The organism is Shewanella sp. N2AIL (assembly GCF_022690845.1).
GTDB lineage: Bacteria > Pseudomonadota > Gammaproteobacteria > Enterobacterales > Shewanellaceae > Shewanella > Shewanella baltica.
Map to the genome: position 1 here is coordinate 13,175 of NZ_JALBYT010000006.1, position 23,534 is coordinate 36,708.

Sequence of the window (23,534 nt, forward strand, 5' to 3'; positions counted from 1 at the left end):
AATAATCCTTATAACCAAATTATTAAAATACTTCATTACTCTAACAAGCTATGCTAAACATTTCCGATATTTTCACGTTATTGCTCCTAATTTTCTGTTAACAAAATATACTAAGGAGTAGGCAATGTTTCATTATGTCTTTCTTTTATCCAATGAACCATTCCCTCAGAATTTAGAAGACCATGACATAATACCGATAGCCAATTATTTTTAGACCCTGTTAATTCATCATTACGCTCCAAGCTATCATTAATAGCCTGTCTTGCTTCTTCTTCGGACAATTCCTCTTTTCTTGGCAGAGTCTGAATAACGTTAGAAGGTCGATTTTCTAACTTTCCAAGTTGGCCTTTAAGCCACTTTTCAATACCAGACTTAATAACAATATTTTTTGTGTGATATTTTATAGAAGCGATCTCGGGATGGTTTGGTACAACATATATAACTTCAATATCAAACCATCGATAGTTGCTACGAGGAATGATTTGGCAGCTAAGTAATCTTTCAGCTAAAAATCCATCAAAATATGGATGCAAAACCCTCTCACAAGTTGCGGGATCACCTTTCAGCGCAACACCACGTTTTTGATTACAATCACAAGCTGGTACCAAGTTTTTAGAGAAAATTGCCCATGCTTGGTAATCAGACTTGGGGAGAATATGATCTCGAGAAAAAGGCTTAAAACCACCACACATGGGGCAAACATCTGGAGAAGAGTCAGTTATTCTATCAAAATAGTCTATAGATACTGGTGGTGATAAATAATGGCTAAGTAATCCAGACTTTAATTTTTCATTTATTGCTGGGGCAGCTATCAACCAAGGATTTCCGCCATTAGCCTCATAATCATTGTATGCTTGTATCACTGCTTGCTTTTGGTTTTTCAGCTCAGGAAAGGTTGTTCTATAAAGACCAACATTTTCAGCTAACTCCTCTAAATATCTTTGGTCATTAATTATAATTGGAGTGAGCTTCTTCATGGCTTAGCCTCAAATCTTGACTTTAAATCCATTAGCGCACCTAGAGATAATTCATCACCGAGTTCTTTTTCGACAGATTCGAATGTTCGATTTCTAAGCTTCTTATAGATTTTGTCAGTCAATCGATTTTCGATATCTTCATTAAAAACAAATTGAGAAATAGATTCAACATCAGCTCCAAATGTCCTTAGTCGTGGTGGTACAATCGAAATCTTGGATTTTGATGATGAAAATACATGGACTTGCTCACGGCCAACCTCACGTACAAAGTAAGCAGAATGGGTTGCTATCAAAGCTTGTGAGCCTGTTTCTTCTAACAAATAATCAAGAAGCTCAACAAAGTCTGAGATCATATTGGGATGCATATGGGTTTCTGGTTCATCCAGTAGCACAAATGAACCATTTTCAATGTATAAGCAACTTAGAAGCGCAAATTTAAAAAATGTAAGCTGGCCACTACTCATGGCATATGATTCGAAAGAATATTTTATTTTTGGCTCGGAATTATTATCTATCTGAGACCATAAATTTAAAGTAGCCTCTTCAGAATAACCATGATTTAGCTCTTTTAGAGATGCATACTTACTATTTTTCAATGGTATAAAAATAATATCTATAGGTAAAGCCTGAGATAGTGCTTTGATAAAAAGCTCCCATCTCGACGACTCTCCTATCATTTCTTCACTTCTTACTAGCTGGACGAGTAATTCACCAATCGATTTAGTCGTTTTAGCTTTACCATTTCTAGTCAGTGAGAGCCTACGGTAATAGAGTTTTTGTGTTGAACGACGCTCAGAGGGAAATGTATTTTGAGTTTCCCCCGGAGTTGCAATTGCAAGCAACCTATTTATCATTGGTCGCTCATTTGGAGTTTCCCCCTCTAATGATATAGTTTTATCTTGGTACCTAAGTGCCGCCCTACAGAAAGACTTTAAAGCTTGACTTTTACCGAGCCCATTTTTACCGATCAAAATATTAATTCTTTTGGGGATACAGCTAGTTAAATCATAGTTAAGTTTGATTTCATGTGGGACATCAAAACCCTCAAGGTGATATTTGAGAGTTAGCTTTTGCGATATACCGTCAAATTTCTCTTCTTCAACTCCACCTAAAATGCTGTCCGCATTATTAAATGCAAAAAAAGGTTCTGAATTGCGTATAAAGCCAAAGTTGAAGACATGAGAATTAATAGCTTCTTCAAACCAGCTAGATTTTCTCTCTTTGTAGTAAACTAAATCATTCAAAGCCTCTAGCACTTTAGCTAAGATTTCTGTACCTAAGGTTTCTACAGCCTCTCTGTACCCTCCCATGCTTGGCAGCATAGTAAAAAATCGAAAGAGGTGAATAGAATTATTTGCATTTAGATGCTCTATATACCCCATCATGTTAGCCAAAGACTTTGCATTATCCTTGAAATACTCCAAATAATCTTCGCGGAATTCACTATCCTTGTTCTCAGGCGGGAGAAAACCAATAAAGCATTTAAAATAAAAAGGTCGATTCGTTGAAGGATTTAGCAGTTTGCACCGACAATGAATTTTATGACCAAAATCATTCCAACTGTCAAAAGATGCAATAACTTGAACTTCATTGGGCTCTAAACTTTTTTCTGACTCTAAAAAGCTGATTTTGAAATTAACAGTATTATCCATAATTACACTACCTGTTCGACGATGGCATCGGTGAGGTGTAATTGGGTGGTTTGGGCATCACTTAAACGGGCTTTGAGTTGGTCGCACAGAGTCATTAGCTCATCGACTTTAGCGACAATGCGGTTTTGTTCTTCGAGTGGTGGTAAAGGGGTCTTTATCGAGCTGACTTGACCTTGATTTATGGATGCCTGACCAATAGCCTCTTTAGCAAAAGTTGAAATTGATTCCTGTACAATACCTGTCATCATAAATAAATTTAGATACTTAGCTGATAAATATTCAGAAAAAGGTTTAGCTCGCATGTTCATGCTTTCATAAACTAAAGGTTCCTCTGTTATAGGTATTATTGCAGTTTTACCGACAAGTTCTTTACTGTTAACTCTGTTTATCAGTAGGTCATTGGGTTCGAGAAGAAACTGAGCTAATTCATTAGGTTCGACTTCAACTCTTTTTGCACCTCTGAAATCTATCATTCCACTTTGTATGTTGTACATTCTTAGCGATATTACACCGTCATCTGTATAAAATTTTGCAGGTTTGTACAAGCCATTCGAGAAGGATTTAAACAACGTTCCGAACCTTACCCACTCCCACCCTTGCGGCAGTTCAAACGGCTTTTCTTCGTCGGTGATGGCGGGCAGTGGCTTCTGCTTTTTGATTTTCCCCTCCTTGATCTGCTGGGCTTTTTCTTTGGCGATACGCTCTAATAGTTTGGCTGCAGGTTCGTCATTAGGGTCTTGTTTTACTAACTTACCCATTACGGCGAGTTGGAGGATGGTTTGCTTTAAAGTGTCGATGCTAGCTGCGGTGGTAAATAAGGTGTCGAAGTGCTCGGCAACACGTTGCCAATCCTTATCAAAACTATTTGTAAAAGGCAGCTCAAGGCTGGATTCAAAATGTTGCGAACGGCTTTCAAGCTGTGGTTCAAGGCTGACATCAGATTGACTTGCAGTATTAGCAGCCGTTTGTGGCAGTAGCAGCGCATTGAGCAAGGTTTCGACTAAGGTTTGGTGTGCCGCAATGCTCGCTTCGGTTTGTGCTTCAAGGGCATCACACAAGCTCATCAACTCATCGACTTTTGCGACAATGCGGTGTTGTTCTTCGAGCGGAGCAAAAGGTAATGGATGATTTGCGAAGAAATTAGAAGGAACACGCTTTTGTCCTGCAGAACCAGTCATTTTAGTTTCACCCACGAGCAAAAACATTGGGGCCTTTAAATAAAGCAAAATAAATAAAGGATCTAATGTTCCATCTAATGGCCTAGCAACATGTAATTCCGTGGTTCCTGAACCGACTCCATTAACTAATGAAGAAAAAACAGCTGCTTTACTATTTTCAAAACATGGAGTGATCTTTGCCAGAGCAATATCACCATCAGCAAAATGGGTGTAGCCTTTTTTGATCTCCTTCCATAACCTTATTTCACTTCCGTGAATGCCCTTATAGCTAGTTGAAATTAGTGGCATTGGAATAAAAGATGTTTCTGTATTGTCATCAATACCTGTATTTCTTGGTGCAATTTCAGCTATTTCAGCTAAACAAGTCCATTCCCATCCGTTAGGCAATTCAAACGACTTTTCATCTTCACTAATCTCAGGCAAAGGCTTCTGTTTTTTGAGCTTACCCTCTTTCACCAATTGCGCTTTTTCGGCTGCAATGCGTTCTAGCAATACTGAAGCAGGTTCATCGTTTGCGTCTTGCGGTACTAACTTACCGCGCACGGCGAGTTCTAAAATCAATTCACGCAGTTTTTTGATGCCATAAAGCGAAAACTTATTGGAGCTACCACGGCCTGCTGAAGACTTTTGCTCAATGGCGGTCGTCCAAATATCAATATGGTCGATAATTGCTCCTGCATGATCGACATTCCCGCCATCCTTGGCGGTCATAGTGATTAAGCTTTCAGCTGTTTGCTCAGATTGAGCGTCGTTAGTCGGTGTTGATAAATCAGCCATTACTTGCCCTCACCGTCTGATGCTGCCGAAGGTGACGATAATGCCGCAGACAAGATGCCTTTGAGTTGGTCACGCAAGGCTTGAATATCCGCTTGTTGTTTAGCGTAATCGGCTAACAAGGCTTGCGGATCGTGGCTTACCACCTCGCCCACATGCGGGTTTTTAATATCGAGGTTGTAGTTACGGGCAATAATGTCGTCGATGGAGACTTGCCACGCTTGCTCGTTTTCGACCCGCGCTGCAAAACCATCGGCTTCATCGCCCCACCACGCGAGTTCTGTCTCAAACTCTTCAAACTTCATGGGCTTGGTTTTGTTGTAGTTTTTTACACCTTCTGGGTAGGGATGCTCGTAAAACCAGACATTTTTAGTAGGCATGCCTTTAGTGAAAAACAGGATATTGGTTTTAATGCCAGTGTAAGGATTAAATACGCCGTTAGGTAAACGCACTATGGTGTGCAGATTACATTCTTCGAGCAGCATTTTTTTAATTTTGGTTTTAACACCTTCACCAAACAAGGTGCCATCGGGCAATACCACAGCTGCGCGGCCGCCCTTGCCATTTGTTGCAGGGGCAAGCACTTCGATAATCAACTGCAGGAACAGGTCGGCAGTTTCGCGGGTTTGGAACTCGCTAGGGAAGTTTTTTTCAATGCCGTCCTCTTCGGTGCCGCCAAAAGGCGGGTTGGTGATGATGACATCAATATCTTCATCCCAGCTTGATAAGGGTTTGTTTAAGGTATTGCCGTGTTTAATTTGTACGGGCACTTCAATGCCGTGCAGCATCATATTGGTGGTACACAGTAAGTGCGGTAATTGCTTTTTCTCTACCCCATGAATTTGCTGTTGCAGAGTTTGGTGATCATCCGCCGTCCTGACGTAATTGGCTTTAACATGATCAAAGGCGCAGGCCAAAAAACCGCCTGTTCCACACGCCGGATCCATAATAGACTCGCCCAGCTTTGGGTCTGTCACGGCAACAATAAACTTGGTGATGGCACGCGGAGTATAGAACTCGCCTGCATTACCCGCGCTTTGTAAGTCTTTTAAGATTTGCTCGTACAAATCACCAAACAAATGCCGCTCTTTTGAGTCAGTAAAATCGATTTCATTGAGTTTATTGATGACTTGACGCAGTAGCGTGCCGTTTTTCATGTAGTTAAAGGCATCTGAAAACGCCGCTTTTACCACATAACCGCGGGGATTTTTATCTATCGGGGCGGTGAGATTTTTAAGATCAGGGAATAGCTCATCATTCACAAATTCAAGCAGCTCGTCACCTGTGATCCCTTCGTTATCGGCCGCCCAATTACGCCATAAAAAATCACTCGGGATAGGTGTACTGTAATCATCGAGTTCTAGCTCTAACTGCTCTTCTTGGGCATCGAATACTTTTAAGAACAGTAACCAAGACATTTGGCCTAGTCGCTGGGCATCGCCATCGACGCCGGCATCTTTACGCATAATGTCTTGAATAGATTTAACGGCTGAACTGATAGACATAAATTTCTCTTTTCGTTTTTAATGCTTAACGCTTAATTTTTAGTTGTAAGTAAAACGCACCAAAGTACGCACTGCTTATTAGACTGATTATTGTGCTATTTGGTAGATTTCGGCTTCTAACTCACTAATGGCTTGTTCGTACTGGGGTTTGCCACCAAAGCCTTTTTTGATGATGTCACTTAAACTGCCTATGTCATTAAATGGCTGAACTTTAAGCACTTGCAGATTTTCAATTTCTTGCACGCCCACATCGGCGTATTTTATCAATAAATTCTCGAGTACGGCTTGGGCCGTGTCGGAATATTTAGTGAAATAATTACGTTTTTTAACGTTATTAGCCCGTTCAGCGCGGGTTAACGGCGGTTGGTCGTACACGACATGGCAAATCATATCGAAGGGATCCATGTCTTTACCCACTTCTTCCTCAAGTGCTGACCAAATAATCCCCTCTTGCGCCAGCTCATCGATGACCGCTTGTTTACGGTCAGCGTCATTCCAACGCCTGACAAACTCATCAAGCGAACTGAACTGTTTCGCCATGGTTTTACGGGTGTAATCCTTAAAGGATTCAGTGACCAGTTTGCCGTCGCTGTCGTAATACTGCACCCGCTCGGCAACTTTGCTGACTGTCACGCCAGATACGCGGTACTTGTTAACCTTACGAGTTTCGCCTTCGTCCCATTCACCTTCATCCCATTTATCATTATCCTGGCCATCGCCTTGAGGCTCATTTAAGGTGTTTTGACCGCCATCTTGATGTTCGCCTTGTTGCTCATCTTGAATGTCCCCCTGAACATCTTCCTCGTTTGGTTCATCATCAGCGGCATCAATATCCACGTCTTCATCTTCGATATCTTCAGGCGTCACTTTAATTATTTTTTCAGGGGTACCATCAAAACGTTCGTCGGCAAATAACTCAGTCGCCTTTTTGAAATCCAGAATGGTAAACCATAACTTATTGTATTTATCATCTATTCGAGTGCCGCGACCGATGATCTGCTTAAATTTGGTCATGGATTGAATATTTTGATCGAGCACCACTAACTTACAGGTTTTCGCATCGACACCTGTGGTCATGAGTTCTGAGGTGGTCGCAATAACCGGATAGGCCTTTTTAGGGTTGATGAAGTTATCCAGCTGGGCTTTGCCGAGTTCATCATCACCGGTGATCTTCATAACGTATTTGTCATTTTTCGCCATTTGCTCAGGGTTAAGATTGGCAAGTGCGCGTCGCATCCGTTCGGCGTGATCAATATCGTTGCAAAAAACAATGGTTTTACCCATAGGATCGGTGCGTTTAAGGTAGTTAGTTATGGTTTCGGCCACCAACTGAGTACGCTCATCAATCACCATAGTGCGGTCAAAGTCTTTTTGGTTATAGATCCTGTCTTCGATCACTTCGCCATTGTTGTCGATTTGGCCCTTTGTGGGTCGCCAGCCTTGTAAGTCCACATCAATATCAACACGAACCACTTTATAAGGCGCTAAGAAACCATCGTCGATACCTTCTTTGAGCGAATAGGTGTAAAGCGGATCGCCAAAATAATCAGAGTTAGATACCTCATCGGTTTCTTTTGGGGTTGCGGTTAAGCCCACTTGCGCGGCACTGCTAAAATACTCGAGAATTTCGCGCCAAGCGCTGTCGTCACTGGCACTGCCACGATGACATTCATCAATAATGATCAAGTCAAAAAAGTCTGGAGCGACTTGTTTAAACGCTTTTTGACTCTCATCAGGGCCAGTCAGTGCTTGATAAAGTGCTAGATGGATTTCATAAGCAGGATCGACTGTTCGGCCAGTAATTTTGGTCATCGATGTGCCAAAGGGCTGAAAATCGTTTATGCGAGTTTGATCGACCAAAATATTACGGTCAGCGAGGAATAAAATGCGTTTCTTGGCACGGGATTTCCATAACCGCCAAATGATTTGAAATGCTGTGTAGGTTTTACCTGTGCCCGTTGCCATCACCAGCAATACCCGATCTTTACCCGATGAGATAGCTTCAACGGTTTTATTGATGGCTTGCAACTGATAATAACGCGGGTGCTTACCCGTGCCGTCATCGTAATAGGCTTCGTTAATGATAGGTAACTGCGCTGCGGTATAACCTTTCCAAATACAATATTTAGCCCAGAGTTCTTCAGGACTAGGAAAATCTTCTAAGCGGATTTCGGATTCAAGGTTGTGAGCCTCTGGGGTGCCTAGTTTGGTCTTGTCGTGGAAGATAAAACCATCGCCGTTAGAGGCAAACACAAAGGGAACATCGAGCAAATGAGCATAATCGAGTGCTTGTTGTATGCCCTTACCGACTTCATGCTTATTCGCTTTAGCCTCAATCACCGCCAGCGGCATACTCGGTTTATGGTAGAGCACAATATCGGCTGACTTAACCGTTGTGCGCATGCCCATTTGACCCCGCACAATCACCTTACCATCACGCAACTTCACCTCCTGGCGAATTTGCGTCATATCATCCCAACCCGCATTTTTTACCGCAGGCATGATGAACTTTGTGATGATATCTGTTTCGGTTAACTTTGCTTTATTGATGCTCGCGTTATGGTTGACCATTACTAATCCAATTCCCTCTAGATAGATAACCGAATATTCTGGTTATTGAGTTTGCCACAAAGCCCTTAAGTAACCTAGGGTTAGAACAGCAATTACCCTGTAATTATCTTATTTTGTGTTTTACATCAAAACCAAATAACGTGGACATTTCATCATAAATACCCAATCAACTGATTAATTTGCCCGAGGATGTGCTTACTTATCAATGTGGGGAACAGGGACGACCTCGCAATGAAGCCTTAACAGGCTGAAATAATAAAAATTATTATTTCAGATGGCAGTACCAAAGTGTGCAGCCGACTTCATCTACTGGTAATGCATTGTAAAATCTTTGTATACCCTTCAAAAGGCACTTAGGTGCCTTTTGTCGTTTTTGGAAATTAGAGATTGTTTGTTAGCGATAAAACCGTTCGGTGAGTTCATCACACAGCAGAGTACGATAGATAATTCGTTGCTTAAGTGATGCCGCATCTTGCGCGGTTAATAAAGGCTGACGAGTCTTTTTATCAGGCCTTGTGGTTAGCTCATCATAGAGCTGCTCATGAAGTCGTTTAATGTCGCTAAAAATGTGCAAGGATTGAGAAAACAGCATGACCTTATCGTAATAGCCTTGCCCTATCCCATCATGCCATTTCAATAAAATGGTTTGCCGCGCGGCTTTTGTCTTAAAGGAATGCTCCATTTCGACGGCACAAATGGTTCCATCCACCTCCCTCACTATCCCATCCACATTTCGCACACTGCTGTGAGTAAAACGCCGTTTAAACTCGGGCTCAGTCATCATGGCACACCATAGCGGATTTGGCTCTCCATTAGGTTTGTGATGATGGATGCCTTTCAACAACACAAACTGCATGATTAAGTCGTGCATTAAAGTGTTCTGGTTCACTTGCAGCGCCGGATGCTCTTTCGCACGATAATAGACTGCAACATTCAGTAACTCTTCGGCGTATTTTGCGCCACTGTAAGTGAGTGTATAAACACGGCCATCGTGGGAACGATGGGTAGTAACAAGGCAGAGCAGTTGCTCTTGGACAAGCTTATTTAAATGCTCCAGAGATTGCCGATGGCTGATGCCATAGAGCCAAGCAATGTTACTCGGTGAAATCAGACCGAATCGAGCCACCAATTTCATGGTGAACTCGCGGCGGATTTTCCCCGTTTTATTGTTATTTACGCCAGGTCGATATTGCATATCGAAATTCAAAAACGGGTCGTATCGAAGTGGAAGATTCGCGACCGATTTATCCTTTGCGCTACTGTGTGATGTCATTAAAAATACCTTTGATTAAATGGGTACAATTAACTAGCCATCGAGGGGACAAATTTAACGCATTGATGATATTTTTGAGTGAATAATTGCAGATTTTCATCACGATAAACTGCTTTCATCCTGTCGGAATGAAAATAGCGATGAACATCGCTACCAAGCCAGCCTTTGGCTGATGAGTCACTTGCTGCGCAAACGACTCAGATGCCCTGAAGCGCCCGCCAGCTCTGATGACTCGTCATCGACGCAGGCTTACGAACTCCGTTCTAGCACTCCACGACATCAGACGCGCATGCACCGAGCTACGCTCTGTACTAACCGCATTTTCGCCGCTTACGTCGAGGGGGCGATGTGCCATCTTATTCCCCCTCGCGTCTCGCTCACTTTTCTCACGAAAAGTCTGGGGTTTAGCGGTGTATTTGTGCCAAATTCACCCCTAAATTTTGCTGAGGCAAAACTAAAATGCGGTTAGTACAGACCAGCTGTACATGCGCGTGCTCCTTTGAGCCATTACTGCGTAATCGCCCAAATCCGCGCTTGAAAGCTTGTTATCACAAGCACTTTTGTCGCAAAAAATCGTACCGATTTTTGCTCGTCAAAAGCACATTCTGTTAACGCCAACCTGCAAGCTCAGCATTAAAATGTCGTCACTAATGTGAGTGTGAAGTCCGAGACAAGATAAAAAAATGAAAGAAAAACAACAAAACTCACTCAACATTTTTATTGTCCACCATTGCGAAAAATATGCTTGAAAAAGTGCTTTTTTTCATTAATGTCAATTTAGGAGCTTTACTCTTAATCACATTAAAGGAATAACAGCATGACTGACAATAATCACAACGGCCCGATCGTAAACATTGATGGCACACCTATGATAGGTAACACAGGAATCGATGTGCATGGCAACCCATTTGGCATTACTGAATCCGACACATCGGCGTGTAATAGCAGCACAAGCGATGATGCTTGGTCATTGCCTAACGACACATTTAGCTGCGATTTCGACAGTGGATTTGGGGATGGTTTCTAATTATGCGCCGTCATCTAAACGACAAAATACTTGCCAAATGGATACCTTTAGTCCTTGTGAGCATTATCACCATCATGTGCTTTTGCTGGTTTATCTATACTGAGGATATGAATTGCCTTTTACCTCCGTTAATACTGCATATTAAGTACGCCTTCGGTGTTTTAGCCTATGATAGACGTTATGAAAATACACCTGAGCCCGAGGATCCATGGGTGCGTTTTAAATACATGATGTTCCGGTTTTACTAAACCTCAACGTAACTAACCAGACAAATTAGTGAATGACGCCTATAGGGCGGTTAAGGAAAAATGATGGAATTTTTACTACCAATTGCGCTAATGATTATTGGCAGCATAGTGCTTGTGAAAAGATGTAAGCCAAAGAAATAGATAAGAAAAATCTCTGAAATCCGTGACCATAGTAAGGAATCTGCCTAAATGTTTAAGCAGTTTCCTTATTTAAATCGCATCTAAGTAAAGTCTATTTTTTGTAATAGTTTGCAATAGGCTTTACATCGCAACAACGAAATCACTTAAGGACAAGTGAGATAAGCCGTTTGCAAAAATCCGAAACAGTTAGAGTAGAAACGTAACCAAATCAATTGCAGCTAAGACCAAGATTGAACTCTACTATTTTTACTCAATCAGTTTCTGTTAGTGATTTTGTACATATTGCAGTCTTTGATTTACACTGACACTTAGACTCTGTTGATGAATCTAGTAGCGTTATTTTATCAACTGGTATCTTAGCTAACTCTACAGGAAAGCCTTTATTTTGAATTTCTCTCGCATGGTGACGGAGGTTAACCTTTGAAAAAAAAGGAATATGTAAAACTCCCGAATGAGGGGATATGATTGCTAAAACAATTGTGTGGACTCTTTTTTCCGATGGCGAAAAATCAAAGCTGATATATGTATTTTCCAAATGCTCTTGAACTTGAGGAATAATTTCAGGGCAATTCAGCATCATATCTAATCCGTTGGTAGCTTGCGCGAATAAGTGACTAAGTACACTACTACCCCCATAATGCTTTACATGGATTATGCGATTACATTGAGTAAGTAAGTCACAGAATTCATAATTTTGTTTCACATTTTTGTGTCTTACCCAATGCTGGTCAAGCACTGCTATCTGTTCTCCATCAGCTATGCGTCTCAAATAACAACATTCACGCTGATCTTTGTAAGGTTTATCTTCAAGGCCTTGCCAGCGGGGCAACAAATCAAAATATGATTCAACTTCCTTTGCAAAAGACTGTTTCACATGATACCAATGCCCATCATTCAGTACATATTTCCAACCATTAAAGTCTAATTCTCCATTTAGAGACTCAAAAAAACCAATTGATTCAAGATGCTGATCGCTGCCATTATATAAATAAATTTCCTTTGCTTTGAGTGTATTGATGGAAATCGAAGCCTTATTCTTAAATGGTGCCTCGACCAAAAAAGCATCCAATTGTAATTCTGGGTGTTTACAAGGAGCTTCACTTCTTATCGACTTTGTCGAATAAACAAAACCAGAAAAGTCATGATAGTCAATGATCTTTGGAGGCGCCAACCAAAAACCATCTATGCTTTCTGCCTTAAATTTTTCGACCAATATGGATTCAAGTTGCTTTACTATTTCTGGATCAGATTCCAAACCGATAAACTCAGCCCAAGGATACTGCTCTTTATAGTTATCGCTAAAATAAGCTGTCACTAACCTTTCGGCAATATCTCTAAACTTATCAGCTTCGATTTCAGTGTATAGTGACACTGAGTCATTGCCAGATACCATTTCAAGTTCTTCATCGCCTTTACTAACTATCGCTGTGATTGACTTTAATATTTCATGATCGAACGCAAAGTCAAAATCTTGAATACCAGAGTTCAGAGCCACTTGAGATCGTGTATTTCTAGCAACCCTATCTAAAGTTGATTTATCGATTGATTTGAGCTGTTCTGGATCTCCCAAATTCATTGACACCCTTAAGCCAAAACCTCGCTCAATAGATAACTTCTCAATAAGACTCCTTCCGTGACCGAACGTAAAAATCACATAACGATTTTCGACCTTAACAAAAAACGCTCCTTTGACAGATTTTTGTTTAAAGTGCTGATCTCCAATATCATAATCAGAAAATAGTGAAGACCAATCCGCTTGACTTGTATGGTTTGATAAGCAAAGAACTAAGTCATCTTCTTCATTTTTATGGTGTGAAGTAAATTGTTTTTTACCATTCTGAACATCTTTAAGAGTCAAGCCTTCCTTGCTTAAAAAAGCGACTACATTCCGTTTCATTCACTTTCCTCTATCACTGAACTATAGGCTCAAAATTAATCACCACCACATCTAAGACATACATCTTGATTTAACTTAGTAGTACCATAGTTAATATCGTAGTGCACTACTAAGACGTAAAGGGATAATAGCATTTAAATGAAGAAGTCAGTTCTTATAATATATTGCCATCAAAACCGATTGAATTCTGATTACCCATGTGAAGCTCAGACGCTATCATCATCAAAGCAAGTTATTAAATAACTCAATCTCAACAGCACTCCAGTCTGGAAAGCGAATCGAACCAAACTGCCACAAATCCCCCTTAAAAAACTCTTGGCCCTTTCCTTCAACGTGGTCGTCGATAAGAATATCTCCCTTCAGTAATCCTTTGTTCGGAATGATGATAAGACGACTGACATATTCCATGCCTAAGTGTTGCTCTACCCAAATACGCTTCTCCATATAACACAATGGATTTTGCAGACTTGGCGCTGTGGCTATATAAGGTTCAATTTCTGGATGTTCAAGCATCTTTTTCATCACAGCAATGCCACCTATTTTAGGGGCTAAGCAGCTGAAAAATCCCAATTCAGCTTGAGGGTATGCCTGCTCAGGTTTCTGGAGTTTTTTAAAGGTTACAGCTTCTGTATAATTTACAAGCACATCGTCCATATCTACATACACGATTTTTGGCATAGCCTTACCATTCATAACAAAACCAACCTAAGTAACTGTATTAAAATATGATTATTATAATAAGACATCTGCATTCTCACAATATAGAAGAGTACGTTCTATAGAAGCGGTGTCTTAACTTACTTAAGAAAGTCAGGTAATGCACCCACTTGTCTTGATTTATCAAGTGTATTCACAGCTTCAAACCTTGAGCTATCCATCAAATGTGCATAACGTTTAGTTGTCTCAATCTGTTGATGGTTTAGCAGCTGACTAACCATATAGATGTTACCAGTCTGCATCATCACTTTAGATGCAAAATCATGCCGTAAATCGTACAACCTAAAATTTTCAATTTTTGCCTCTTTAATAATCATGTCCCATGATTTTTTTATTGTGGTGAGCTGAAGCTCAGGATTAGCTGGCGATGGAAATAACCAAGCATCCATTCTGGTCTTAAAATAACTAGCAGATTCGTTATGAATGCCATGTTTACGCCATTCTTTTAGTGTCTCCAACGCCAGAGAATTTAAAGGAATAACATTAGATATTCCGCGTTTATCAATCGATTTTCGAATACGGAAAAATTTTGAGTCCAAGTCAACATCAGACCATTTTGAATTGAACAACGTACCAGGCCTAATTCCCGTCTCTTTGAACAAAATAATAAAAGGTGAAACATGATCCACAAAATGACAACTTTCGAGATGCGCTGGCGTTTCTAGCCTGCGTAATATCCTATGCTCAATCGTCCTAGCTCTTTGCTCATGTTTTAATGAGTTGCGCTGGTTAATTGCAGCATACAGCCTTAATTCCTCATGGTCAGATAGATAACGAATGACCTGATTATCGACTCTTATTCTAGGTAAGCTATACAGATCATGATCTTTAATAAGACCTTTTTCCTTTGCTAACTGGATACAGGCTCGAAAAGTGCAAATACCTTCTTTCATAGTTGAAGGACTCAACGTCCAAAGACTATCACCCGCAGCTAACTGCCTTTTCGTCAACTTTCGCTCTTTAGATTTCATCCACTGCCGTACCAAATCAGCATTAATATTACCGATAGGGCTATCTAGTAAATGCCCAAAATGACGTGAAATGATATCCACCTTCACCATTACCGTTTTTGGATTTTCATATCGTTTTGTCTCTACATATTCTCCATATAAAAAATCCCTAAGGGAAACACTACTCTCTCCACTTGCGGATGTTCCACGTTGTTTGTCGACGATTTTTATCCCTAGATTATTTCCTGCTTTAACGTGTTGTGCAGCCTTCAGAAGAACTTGAAAATTAGAATTGGTCAAATTGCCAAGCTTTATTGTTTTCAGCGCTGCAGAAAGCGTATCACGCTGCCTTAGATAAACACTCGCGAGAGATTCTCCTATCGCTGTAAGCTTTTCATTTTTCAATGTAAATTCAGACTTGTAAAGCCGAATTGAAAGACCTGCTATCTCATGACTATTTATAGCCAAGTATTTAGAATTCCCCGCCCACCAACTTTCTATGCTCTCGTGGAAAGCAGCTAGTTCTGCAAACGTAAATTGACTATTTAAATACACCTCAAACTCTTGGACAACTTTTAATCTCTTCCTAGTAGAAGAGACTCTGTAACCTAAGTAGGCCAAAAAACTTGATATAGATTGATTGGTAAACGCAATTTTTAATGTCTTATTCATGTGCTATCTCACTTCAATTTGATGAAATTTGATCGCACACCTATCGCACATGATACATGCAAAACAGTGCAAAACCATGCAAAACCCTAAGTTGCCAAAAATGCAAAAAATATTTACTATCAACAACTTAACATGGCTTCACAGGTCAGGTAAATCATTCAGGATCGACTCATAATCGTTAGGTCCACGGTTCAAGTCCGTGAGGGGCCACCACCCGATTCAACAAAAAAGCCCATTGAAAGATGGGCTTTTTTGTATCTAAAATATTTGTCCTGCCAATCATCGCATAATCACCATGCATTTACAGCTGGCTCGCTCGCTGACTATTTCATAGCTTCAGCCTGTTCTTTGATATTTACCATTGCCATAAAAATAGGCCCTTTGATCAGTGCTTAACCAACAACACAATCAAAGAGCCTATTTAAAATCAATGCGCTAATTCAGTAAACCTCTGCGTGCTAGGTTTTTAACTTACCTAACTGCTCATGCTGCTGCTTCACTAAGTTTGCTAAAACTACACTGCTTTGCTGTGCTTCACCCGCAAGACGTGCAAGTTCAGAAGCAGAGTCAGAAATCCCTGTGATATTGCGATTAACCTCTTCAGTCACCGCACTCTGCTCTTCTGCGGCGGCGGCAATATGGGTCACTTGGCCCGAAATTTCCCCAATCTGACTCACCATTGAATTCAATGAGTTTAACGCTTGCTCAGTTTGAGATACGGCCATTTGTGCCCGCTCAGCGCCTTTATCTATGATGCCAGAAGCGCTTTGGACCTCTTTTTGCAGTGCGTCGATCAGGGTACTAATGTCGTTCGTCGAGCTCTGAGTCTTAGATGCTAGCGCGCGGACTTCGTCAGCCACCACAGCAAAGCCTCGTCCCTGCTCACCCGCCCTTGCAGCTTCAATCGCCGCATTGAGTGCCAACAGGTTAGTCTGTGCGGCAATGGAGCTTATCACCTCAAGGATACGACTGATGTTCATACTGCTTTCAGCCACTTTACTCACCGCCAGCTTAGCCTCCATAGACTCCTGAGACATAGTCGCGACAAAACCCATTGCCTTAGTCAGGCTCTCTTCGCTATGACGAATATTGCGCGACATAGCTTCAGTTTCAGCCGCAGTTTGCTCTGATGCCTTAGCAACCTCAAGTGCGGTGGCACTCATTTGGTTCACAGCCGTTACCACACTCTCAATTTCGCCGTACTGGCGGTTCACACTGTCACGGGTGAGCTGGGCAATTTTGGCAGAGGCTTGGCTTTCTTCCTGAGAGCGACTTGCAAGCGTTTTAAGTTCGGCAATCAAATCCTTAAGTTTATAAATAAAGGAGTTGAAACCTTTCGCTAACGCAATCAATTCAGCGTGCGAATCAACCTCAATCGATTGTGTTAAATCGCCATCGGCACTCGCAAGATGCTCTACACGGCCCTGGATCATCCTCAATGGTGAGATAATGCTACGGATCACTAAGCTAATGGTAATCACAGCGGCAATCGATACCACAATACCCACGATCAGCAGCAAACTGCCTAGGGAAGTCGCCATCTCATCCATATCATTATTTAGCTCAATCGAGCTCTTATACGCCTGTGCAGTCGGCACTTGGATAACTAAGGACCACTCGGCATTCGCTAGCGGGATCTTAATGGGGTAGGCAACAATAATTTCATCATCGTTAACCATGTAGCCGGAATTCTTGTGCAACGAGATAATTTGCGAGGCGAGAGTTGGATTTATCGACTCAGCTAATGGACGCGCCTTTTTACTGTAATGACTGGCCGCGACCACTAAACCGCGGGTGCTCAGCAAAGTGACTTTCGCTTGTCCATCGTAGAGGCTTTTGGATAACTTATCGATAAGGGTTTGAAACACTGGCAAGTTTACATCTACACCGACTATACCGATAAATTGCTTATGTTTAAGCACGGGCACAGTCAACGAGGTCATTAATGCTTTGTTGCCTGGAGTGATCTCGTATAAGTACGGCTCCATTAGGCAGGGCTTTAAGGTTTCTTTACCACATAAATACCATTCAGCATCACGGATCCCAAACTCATTTAAGCTAGTGAGGTACTTTTCTGCTGAATCTTCAACTTGGTTATGCTCCACAGTGCCATCGTCGTTACGGGTGTAATAGACCTCTAGAGCGCCAGATGTCGCCACACTGTGACTGACATTCACATTCAAAAACTCACTGTCGAGCCCATCATAACCATTAGGTTCGAACTGGGCATACATAGAAGAGACTTGCGCATTTTTCTTCAGCACTGCCGCTACTGCGAGTTCTAAGCGGTCACGTTTTAAGGGTAATTCCTCGGCAGTACTTTCAAGCATACCCGCAAAAGAAAAAGGGATACGATAAGCTTCATTAATAAATCCGGCGACCATTTCGCCATATTCACCTGCGCGGGCTTCGAGTTTATCCCGCGTTTCCGTTTGTAGGGTATTTTGAACTTGATCCGACAATTGTGCGTTTTGAGCCGACAGCGTCCACCATAAACTGATAGATAAAATAGCCACTATCGATAAAAATAATGCTGATGTAATCCACAACAACTTAGTACTGATGGACAAATGCTTCATCTAGTAAACTCCCAAGAGAACGACAATAGCGTAATTATTATGATCTAATTCATTTTTATACTTTCTACCCAGCATTAAAAATAGCACTTAGCGTAAGAATTACCAGCACTTAAGATAAAGATTTGCTAATGAAATGTAAAACTTTAGCATGACAAAATCAAAAAAAAGGCCAAATTCAAATAAATGAATTCGGCCTTAAATATCAAACACTATTTCAAATTAAGATTAAAGTTAGCGTCCCCACAACCAAGCGGCACCACGTACGCCCGATGAAGCGCCATAACAGTTTTTAACAACCGGAGTGTGACACTCACGGCCAACCACATATAGCGGTAAAACTTTTGGCAATTCAGTGTAAATGGCATCGATGTTGGACACTCCGCCGCCAAGGACGATTACATCAGGATCCATCATATTGATCACATGGGCCAATGAGCGGGCTAAACGATCAATAAAGCGATCAAATGCTTGAGTCGCCAGCGGATCGCCTGCTTGCATCATTTGGGCGATTTCAATACCGCTGTCAGCTACTCCACCTGCTGCGCGAAAATCGCGTACAAAACCCGTCCCTGAGATAAACGTCTCGATGCAGTCTCTGTTACCACAAAAACACGTCGTGGTATTAAATTCATCGGCTTTCATCCAAGGTAAAGGATTATGGCCCCACTCACCGCCGATACCATTACCACCATCATGCACTTGGCCTTTGATGGCGATACCTGCACCACATCCAGTACCAATAATGGCGCCAAAGACCACTGACTTGCCAGCAGCTGCGCCATCGACAGCTTCTGATACGGCAAAACAGTTCGCATCATTAGCGATTTTCACCTTACGGTTTAATCGAGCGCCCAGATCCACATCGAGGGGATGGCCATTGATCCACGTTGAATTAGCATTTTTAACTAGGCCAGTAAAAGGAGAAATCACCCCAGGAATACCTATGCCTATTGTGGCGGTTTGTTGCAGACTCTCTTCGACTTCTGTCACGAGTGCGACTAATGCATCGACTGTCGCAACATATTCTCTTGGCGTTGGGATGCGTTTACGAAACACTTCTTTACCATCGTCATCCAATGCGACTAACTCGATTTTTGTGCCGCCAAGATCGATACCAATTCGTAACATCAACTTACTCCATCTCAATATATTTACCGCAAAGCGGCGCTACTGCCTAATGCCATACACTGTAATTGAAATCTGACTCAGGTCAAAAACAACATTAGCCCCTGCCAAAGTAAAGGCTGTTTATTACAGCAAACAATGAAGGCACAGTGTTATTTAAACGACGCACTGCACCTTGAACTGTTACATTACGGACACTCGACCGACACCATATTCGCTGTCTTAGGCTTTAAGATGATATCGCTAAAGCTGATATCCACAGTGCCCGAAGATGACAATGTGAAAGGCGAAATAATTTTAGCAAAATCAATCCCCTGCTTCTGATAGCAAGTGAGATCTATATTTAGTTCACTCCAAGTATCAAGACTTAATGCGCTTAGCTGAGAGCTGATATCCACATTGGCTCGACAATCGCCTTCGCAGATCATGCCGACATTCACTGGCGCCGTTATCGATGAACCCACTTTGACTTGTATGCTGAGCACAGACTCGCTCGCCAGATAAGCCCGCAAGTCTTCCGGGAAGTTACCCTGTAAACTCACAAAACCAAGCACTTTACCGTTAAAGCTGACATGACGGGCATCTTCTTGTACTTGTTTATCAAAGGTTTTTATGGTCACAACCTCATTAGTCTGCACGCTACTGGCGATAGGTTCCATCGAAATCTTGTCACCATCAATACTGCCAATCCACATTTTCCATGGCGCCTTAACGGCACGCTCGAATAACGGCTTCTGGCTAAGTGGCACTTGTTCACTGAAATTATCTTCAGACAAACTATTTGATAATATCGCAGGCGCAGTACTATCAGCCATATCTGCATAGCTCAGGCCATAGCCATAGGGAAGTAATGCTGAATAATCACTGTCGTGGACATTCACTTGAGTTTGCTGCGGTGTCGACGGCCATGAGAAAGACAATTTACCAGTAAAGTCATACTGAACATCGCCATTGGCCTGAGTGAATAACACTTCGGCAATCCCTGCACCTTCGGTGCCAGGCAACCAAGCGGCGACAAAGGCGTCGGAAGCATTTAACTCAGGATTGACCCATAAAGGGCGACCGCTGATAAACACAGAGACCACAGGAACCCCTGCGGCTTTGAGCTTTTGCAATAAAGCTAAGTCACGCTTATTCCCCCTTTGATATTCAAGATTATCGATATCTCCATTGCCTTCGGCATAGGGCTCTTCACCAAATACCACAATCGCCACATCGGGTTTATTCGCAGCATCAAACTGACCGTCAACACTTAGCACTGCGCTACCACCGCTGGCAGAAACCGCCTTTGCTATACCGGCATATATCGATGTCGCTCCAGGGAAATCTGCATTTTGGTTATCTGTACCCTGCCAAGTAATAGACCAACCACCCGATTGCTTGCCAATATTATCGGCGGCATCACCCGCGACGAGTACCTTAGCTTTGGGCGATAGCGGCAGTAAATGCTGATTATTTTTCAATAATACCAATGATTCACGCACCGCTTGGCGCGCAACATCCCTGTGGCTAGCTTGGCCAATCAACTCGGTTTTACCCGATAAAGGACGCTTAGCAGGACTTGGCTTTTCAAATAATCCCGCCCGAATTTTTACGCGCAGGATACGACTCACTGCATCATCAATCCGCGCTTGGCTGATCAAACCCGACTTAACTTGCGCGATAGTGTTTTCATATAAGGGTTTCCATGCGGCCGTAGGCACCATAAATACGTCTAAGCCCGCATTAACGGCCAGAGGACAAGATTCGTTACTGCAACCTTCAACCTGCCCATGACCATTCCAATCGCCAACGACAAAGCCATCAAAGCCCATACGAGCCTTAAGTACATCGGTCAATAAATAAGGATTACCGTGATTTTTAGCGCCGTGCCAGCTATTGAATGAGGCCATTACCGTTTGTGCGCCCGCCGTTAACCCGCCGACATAACCTTGGGCATGAATATCAAACAAGGTTTGTTCGGATGCGAGATTATCGCCCTGATCATCCCCGCCTTCGGTACCGCCATCCCCTAAGAAATGTTTTACCGTAGCGATAACATGCTGATCCGATAAGAAGTCTTTATCATTGCCCCCTTGCAATCCCTCGACAATCGCGTGGGAATAGGATTTGACGATGGCAGGATCTTCAGAATAACCCTCGTAGGTTCGTCCCCAGCGATCATCACGCACCACAGCGACCGTCGGCGCAAATACCCAATCAATCCCCGTCACCATCACTTCTTTGGCGGTGATCGCAGCAATTTGTTGAATAAGCTCAGGATGATGGGCCGCACCTAACCCTATATTATGTGGGAACAGCGTTGCGCCAATCACATTGTTGTGACCATGAACCGCATCCGTGCCCCACATGGTTGGAATACTGATGCCATCGAGCGAGTCATCCATAGAGGCTTGAAACATAGCGTCGGCTAAGGCAATCCAATCTGCTGGTGTCGCATGTTTATCTTGATTTGGGTAAGAACCGCCACCATTCAAATAAGAGCCAAAACCGTATTTGCGCATATCTTCGACCGTGATATCGCGGATCTCAGGTTGGATCATCTGCGCGACTTTTTGCTCAATAGTCATTTTTGCCAATAAATCTGCGACGCGTTTTTCAACATCTTCGTGATTTTTATGGGGGATAGTTAACTGCGGCCAAATATTAATATCTGTAGACTTACCATTGATACTGTAACCATTGGGGCTATTAGGTGAGCTAGATGCGGCCACATCACTAGGCTTAACAGACTGACTGTCAGCTGCTTTTATCTGCTCTGTTTTGCTGCATCCGCTTAAACTGGCGCAGGTCAGCACAGCCAATAAACTCAAACTAAAGGTTTTGGGTCTCAATGCGATAACGCTCATAATTCTCGCCCTCAAAAAATAAAATGTCTTAATACACACGCCGTGTGCGCATCCATGTGTTTAATCGTCGTGTTTTAATTAATTTAAAATCTTGGTCTTGGGGCATCACAGCCCTTAGCCCCGTAATAGGCGATAAAACCATAACAAAGCAGCGGTAAGATAAAGGCCAATTGGATACCAAAATGATCGGCTAACATACCTTGAAATAAGGGCACAATCGCGCCGCCCACAATCGCCAAACATAAAATGCCTGAACCTTGGCTGGTGTGTTGTTCAAGATTTTGTAATGCCAAGCTGAAAATCGTCGGAAACATAATAGAGTTACATAACCCGACTAACAGTAAGGCCCACATTGCTATCGCCCCCGTACTAAACATGGCTAAGGCAACCAGCAGGCAAGCACAAATCGCATTAAAGGCTAACACTTTGCCGGCCTTGATTTTTTGCATCACGGCCGCGCCAATAAAACGCCCAACCATAGCGCCGCCAAAATAGTAGGCAATGTAATGTGCGGCTTCGGCGTGAGTGTAACCGCCAATATCGGGCTGAACTAAAAAGCTAATCAAAAAACTGCCAATGGCGACTTCGGCCCCCACATACACAAAAATCCCCACGCTACCGAGAACAAGATGCGGAAATTGCCAAGCACTGCCCAGCACTTTAGCACTGCTCGCAGGCAGTTTTTGACCTAAAAAAGGCAGCTTTAACAGTATAAAAATCACCGCCAGCACAAATAAACTGGCCGCTAAAATCAAATAGGGAACTTGTACTGTGCTCGCTTGGGCCGCAGCGCTGACCACAAGCTCAGGAGCAGCCTCACCTGTCATTTGATGTGAAGTCGATAAAATCAACCAACTACCAAAAAACGGAGCAACTGTGGTGCCAAAGGAATTAAACGCTTGGGTCAGAGTGAGTCTCGATGAGGCGGTTTTTGCAGGTCCCAGCACGCTGACGTAGGGATTAGCCGCCACTTGCAGAATGGTAATGCCAGAGGCTAAAACAAAAAAAGCGCCTAGGAACATCCAATAGGAGGCGAAACTCGCCGAAGGATAAAATAATAAGCAGCCTAAACACGCAATACCAAGCCCAGTGACTATGCCTTTTTGATAACCAATCTTACCCACAAGTGCACCCGCTGGGATTGAGACAATAAAGTAAGCCCCAAAAAAACAAAACTGCACTAACATGGCTTGGGCGTAATTCAGCTCAAACATGTTTTTTAAATAAGGTATCAAGATATCGTTAAGACAAGTAATGAATCCCCACATGAAAAACAACGATGTTAATGCCACTAAAGCGAACCTAAAGTTGCCACTCTGGTGCACACTCCTTGCCGCCTCACTCACTGCACTCGCCTCAGTTTCATTTGCAATAGCCATGTTTGCCCTATTCTCCCCAA

The 23,534-nt window shown here is 42.5% G+C and carries 14 protein-coding genes and 1 tRNA gene; 2 read left to right on the plus strand and 13 right to left on the minus strand.

The window, feature by feature from the left end; genetic code table 11:
- Nucleotides 1-110: 110 nt before the first annotated feature.
- The 6 genes from MO387_RS05470 to MO387_RS05495 form a co-directional block, all read right to left on the minus strand.
- Nucleotides 111-977, minus strand: a complete 867-nt coding sequence (locus tag MO387_RS05470; protein WP_242326128.1) for an HNH endonuclease — start codon at nt 975-977, stop codon at nt 111-113.
- Nucleotides 974-2,629, minus strand: coding sequence for an AAA family ATPase (locus tag MO387_RS05475; protein WP_242326129.1), 1,656 nt, complete (start codon nt 2,627-2,629; stop codon nt 974-976). The genes MO387_RS05470 and MO387_RS05475 overlap by 4 nt, the downstream gene beginning before the upstream one ends.
- A gap of 2 nt (nt 2,630-2,631) precedes the next feature.
- A complete protein-coding gene (locus tag MO387_RS05480; protein ID WP_242326130.1) occupies nt 2,632-4,584 on the minus strand; it encodes a restriction endonuclease subunit S in 1,953 nt (650 codons plus the stop codon).
- Nucleotides 4,584-6,086, minus strand: coding sequence for a type I restriction-modification system subunit M (locus MO387_RS05485; protein WP_242326131.1), 1,503 nt, complete (start codon nt 6,084-6,086; stop codon nt 4,584-4,586). The genes MO387_RS05480 and MO387_RS05485 overlap by 1 nt, the downstream gene beginning before the upstream one ends.
- Before the next feature lie 87 nt (nt 6,087-6,173).
- The gene (locus MO387_RS05490) at nt 6,174-8,657 is read right to left on the minus strand and encodes a DEAD/DEAH box helicase family protein (RefSeq protein ID WP_242326132.1); all 2,484 of its coding nucleotides are present in this window, start codon (nt 8,655-8,657) and stop codon (nt 6,174-6,176) included.
- Nucleotides 8,658-9,051: 394 nt separating this feature from the next.
- The gene (locus MO387_RS05495) at nt 9,052-9,930 is read right to left on the minus strand and encodes a hypothetical protein (protein ID WP_107946797.1); all 879 of its coding nucleotides are present in this window, start codon (nt 9,928-9,930) and stop codon (nt 9,052-9,054) included.
- A gap of 817 nt (nt 9,931-10,747) precedes the next feature.
- On the opposite strand from MO387_RS05495, the gene MO387_RS05500 reads away from it, so the two are divergent.
- Nucleotides 10,748-10,957: a hypothetical protein gene (locus MO387_RS05500; protein ID WP_242326133.1), complete on the plus strand. Its 210-nt coding sequence runs from the start codon at nt 10,748-10,750 to the stop codon at nt 10,955-10,957.
- 639 nt (nt 10,958-11,596) lie between these two features.
- Here the strand turns inward: MO387_RS05500 and MO387_RS05505 are convergent.
- From MO387_RS05505 to MO387_RS05515, 3 genes are all read right to left on the minus strand, one after another.
- Nucleotides 11,597-13,243 carry a TIGR04141 family sporadically distributed protein gene (locus MO387_RS05505; protein ID WP_242326134.1) on the minus strand — a complete coding sequence of 549 codons (1,647 nt, stop codon included), beginning with the start codon at nt 13,241-13,243 and terminating at the stop codon, nt 11,597-11,599.
- 222 nt (nt 13,244-13,465) lie between these two features.
- The gene (locus MO387_RS05510) at nt 13,466-13,921 is read right to left on the minus strand and encodes a hypothetical protein (RefSeq protein ID WP_107404925.1); all 456 of its coding nucleotides are present in this window, start codon (nt 13,919-13,921) and stop codon (nt 13,466-13,468) included.
- A gap of 119 nt (nt 13,922-14,040) precedes the next feature.
- Nucleotides 14,041-15,582, minus strand: coding sequence for a site-specific integrase (locus tag MO387_RS05515; protein ID WP_011846135.1), 1,542 nt, complete (start codon nt 15,580-15,582; stop codon nt 14,041-14,043).
- Between the two features lie 134 nt (nt 15,583-15,716).
- Between MO387_RS05515 and MO387_RS05520 the strand changes: the two genes are divergently transcribed.
- Nucleotides 15,717-15,795, plus strand: a tRNA-Leu gene (locus MO387_RS05520).
- Between the two features lie 245 nt (nt 15,796-16,040).
- Here MO387_RS05520 and MO387_RS05525 read toward each other — a convergent pair.
- The 4 genes from MO387_RS05525 to MO387_RS05540 all read right to left on the minus strand — a co-directional run bounded on the left by MO387_RS05525 (nt 16,041) and on the right by MO387_RS05540 (nt 23,514).
- A complete protein-coding gene (locus MO387_RS05525) occupies nt 16,041-18,161 on the minus strand; it encodes a methyl-accepting chemotaxis protein (protein WP_107946795.1) in 2,121 nt (706 codons plus the stop codon).
- Between the two features lie 231 nt (nt 18,162-18,392).
- Nucleotides 18,393-19,289, minus strand: coding sequence for a fructokinase (mak, locus tag MO387_RS05530; RefSeq protein ID WP_006080720.1), 897 nt, complete (start codon nt 19,287-19,289; stop codon nt 18,393-18,395).
- Nucleotides 19,290-19,474: 185 nt separating this feature from the next.
- Complete coding sequence (locus MO387_RS05535; RefSeq protein ID WP_107946794.1) at nt 19,475-22,135, minus strand: exo 1,3/1,4-beta-D-glucan glucohydrolase; 2,661 nt, start codon at nt 22,133-22,135, stop codon at nt 19,475-19,477.
- A gap of 83 nt (nt 22,136-22,218) precedes the next feature.
- Nucleotides 22,219-23,514, minus strand: a complete 1,296-nt coding sequence (locus MO387_RS05540; RefSeq protein ID WP_107946793.1) for a sugar MFS transporter — start codon at nt 23,512-23,514, stop codon at nt 22,219-22,221.
- Between the last annotated feature and the right edge of the window lie 20 nt (nt 23,515-23,534).

What these genes read in the sequence shown, in the direction of transcription:
- MO387_RS05470 (WP_242326128.1), bottom strand. Translation starts at nt 977, where the DNA reads ATGAAGAAGCTCACTCCAATTATAATTAATGACCAAAGATATTTAGAG.
- MO387_RS05500 (WP_242326133.1), top strand. Translation starts at nt 10,748, where the DNA reads ATGACTGACAATAATCACAACGGCCCGATCGTAAACATTGATGGCACA.
- MO387_RS05505 (WP_242326134.1), bottom strand. Translation starts at nt 13,243, where the DNA reads ATGAAACGGAATGTAGTCGCTTTTTTAAGCAAGGAAGGCTTGACTCTT.
- MO387_RS05535 (WP_107946794.1), bottom strand. Translation starts at nt 22,135, where the DNA reads ATGAGCGTTATCGCATTGAGACCCAAAACCTTTAGTTTGAGTTTATTG.
- MO387_RS05490 (WP_242326132.1), bottom strand. Translation starts at nt 8,657, where the DNA reads ATGGTCAACCATAACGCGAGCATCAATAAAGCAAAGTTAACCGAAACA.
- MO387_RS05510 (WP_107404925.1), bottom strand. Translation starts at nt 13,921, where the DNA reads ATGCCAAAAATCGTGTATGTAGATATGGACGATGTGCTTGTAAATTAT.
- MO387_RS05525 (WP_107946795.1), bottom strand. Translation starts at nt 18,161, where the DNA reads ATGAAGCATTTGTCCATCAGTACTAAGTTGTTGTGGATTACATCAGCA.
- MO387_RS05485 (WP_242326131.1), bottom strand. Translation starts at nt 6,086, where the DNA reads ATGTCTATCAGTTCAGCCGTTAAATCTATTCAAGACATTATGCGTAAA.
- MO387_RS05495 (WP_107946797.1), bottom strand. Translation starts at nt 9,930, where the DNA reads ATGACATCACACAGTAGCGCAAAGGATAAATCGGTCGCGAATCTTCCA.
- MO387_RS05540 (WP_107946793.1), bottom strand. Translation starts at nt 23,514, where the DNA reads ATGGCTATTGCAAATGAAACTGAGGCGAGTGCAGTGAGTGAGGCGGCA.
- mak (WP_006080720.1), bottom strand. Translation starts at nt 19,289, where the DNA reads ATGTTACGAATTGGTATCGATCTTGGCGGCACAAAAATCGAGTTAGTC.
- MO387_RS05480 (WP_242326130.1), bottom strand. Translation starts at nt 4,584, where the DNA reads ATGGCTGATTTATCAACACCGACTAACGACGCTCAATCTGAGCAAACA.
- MO387_RS05475 (WP_242326129.1), bottom strand. Translation starts at nt 2,629, where the DNA reads ATGGATAATACTGTTAATTTCAAAATCAGCTTTTTAGAGTCAGAAAAA.
- MO387_RS05515 (WP_011846135.1), bottom strand. Translation starts at nt 15,582, where the DNA reads ATGAATAAGACATTAAAAATTGCGTTTACCAATCAATCTATATCAAGT.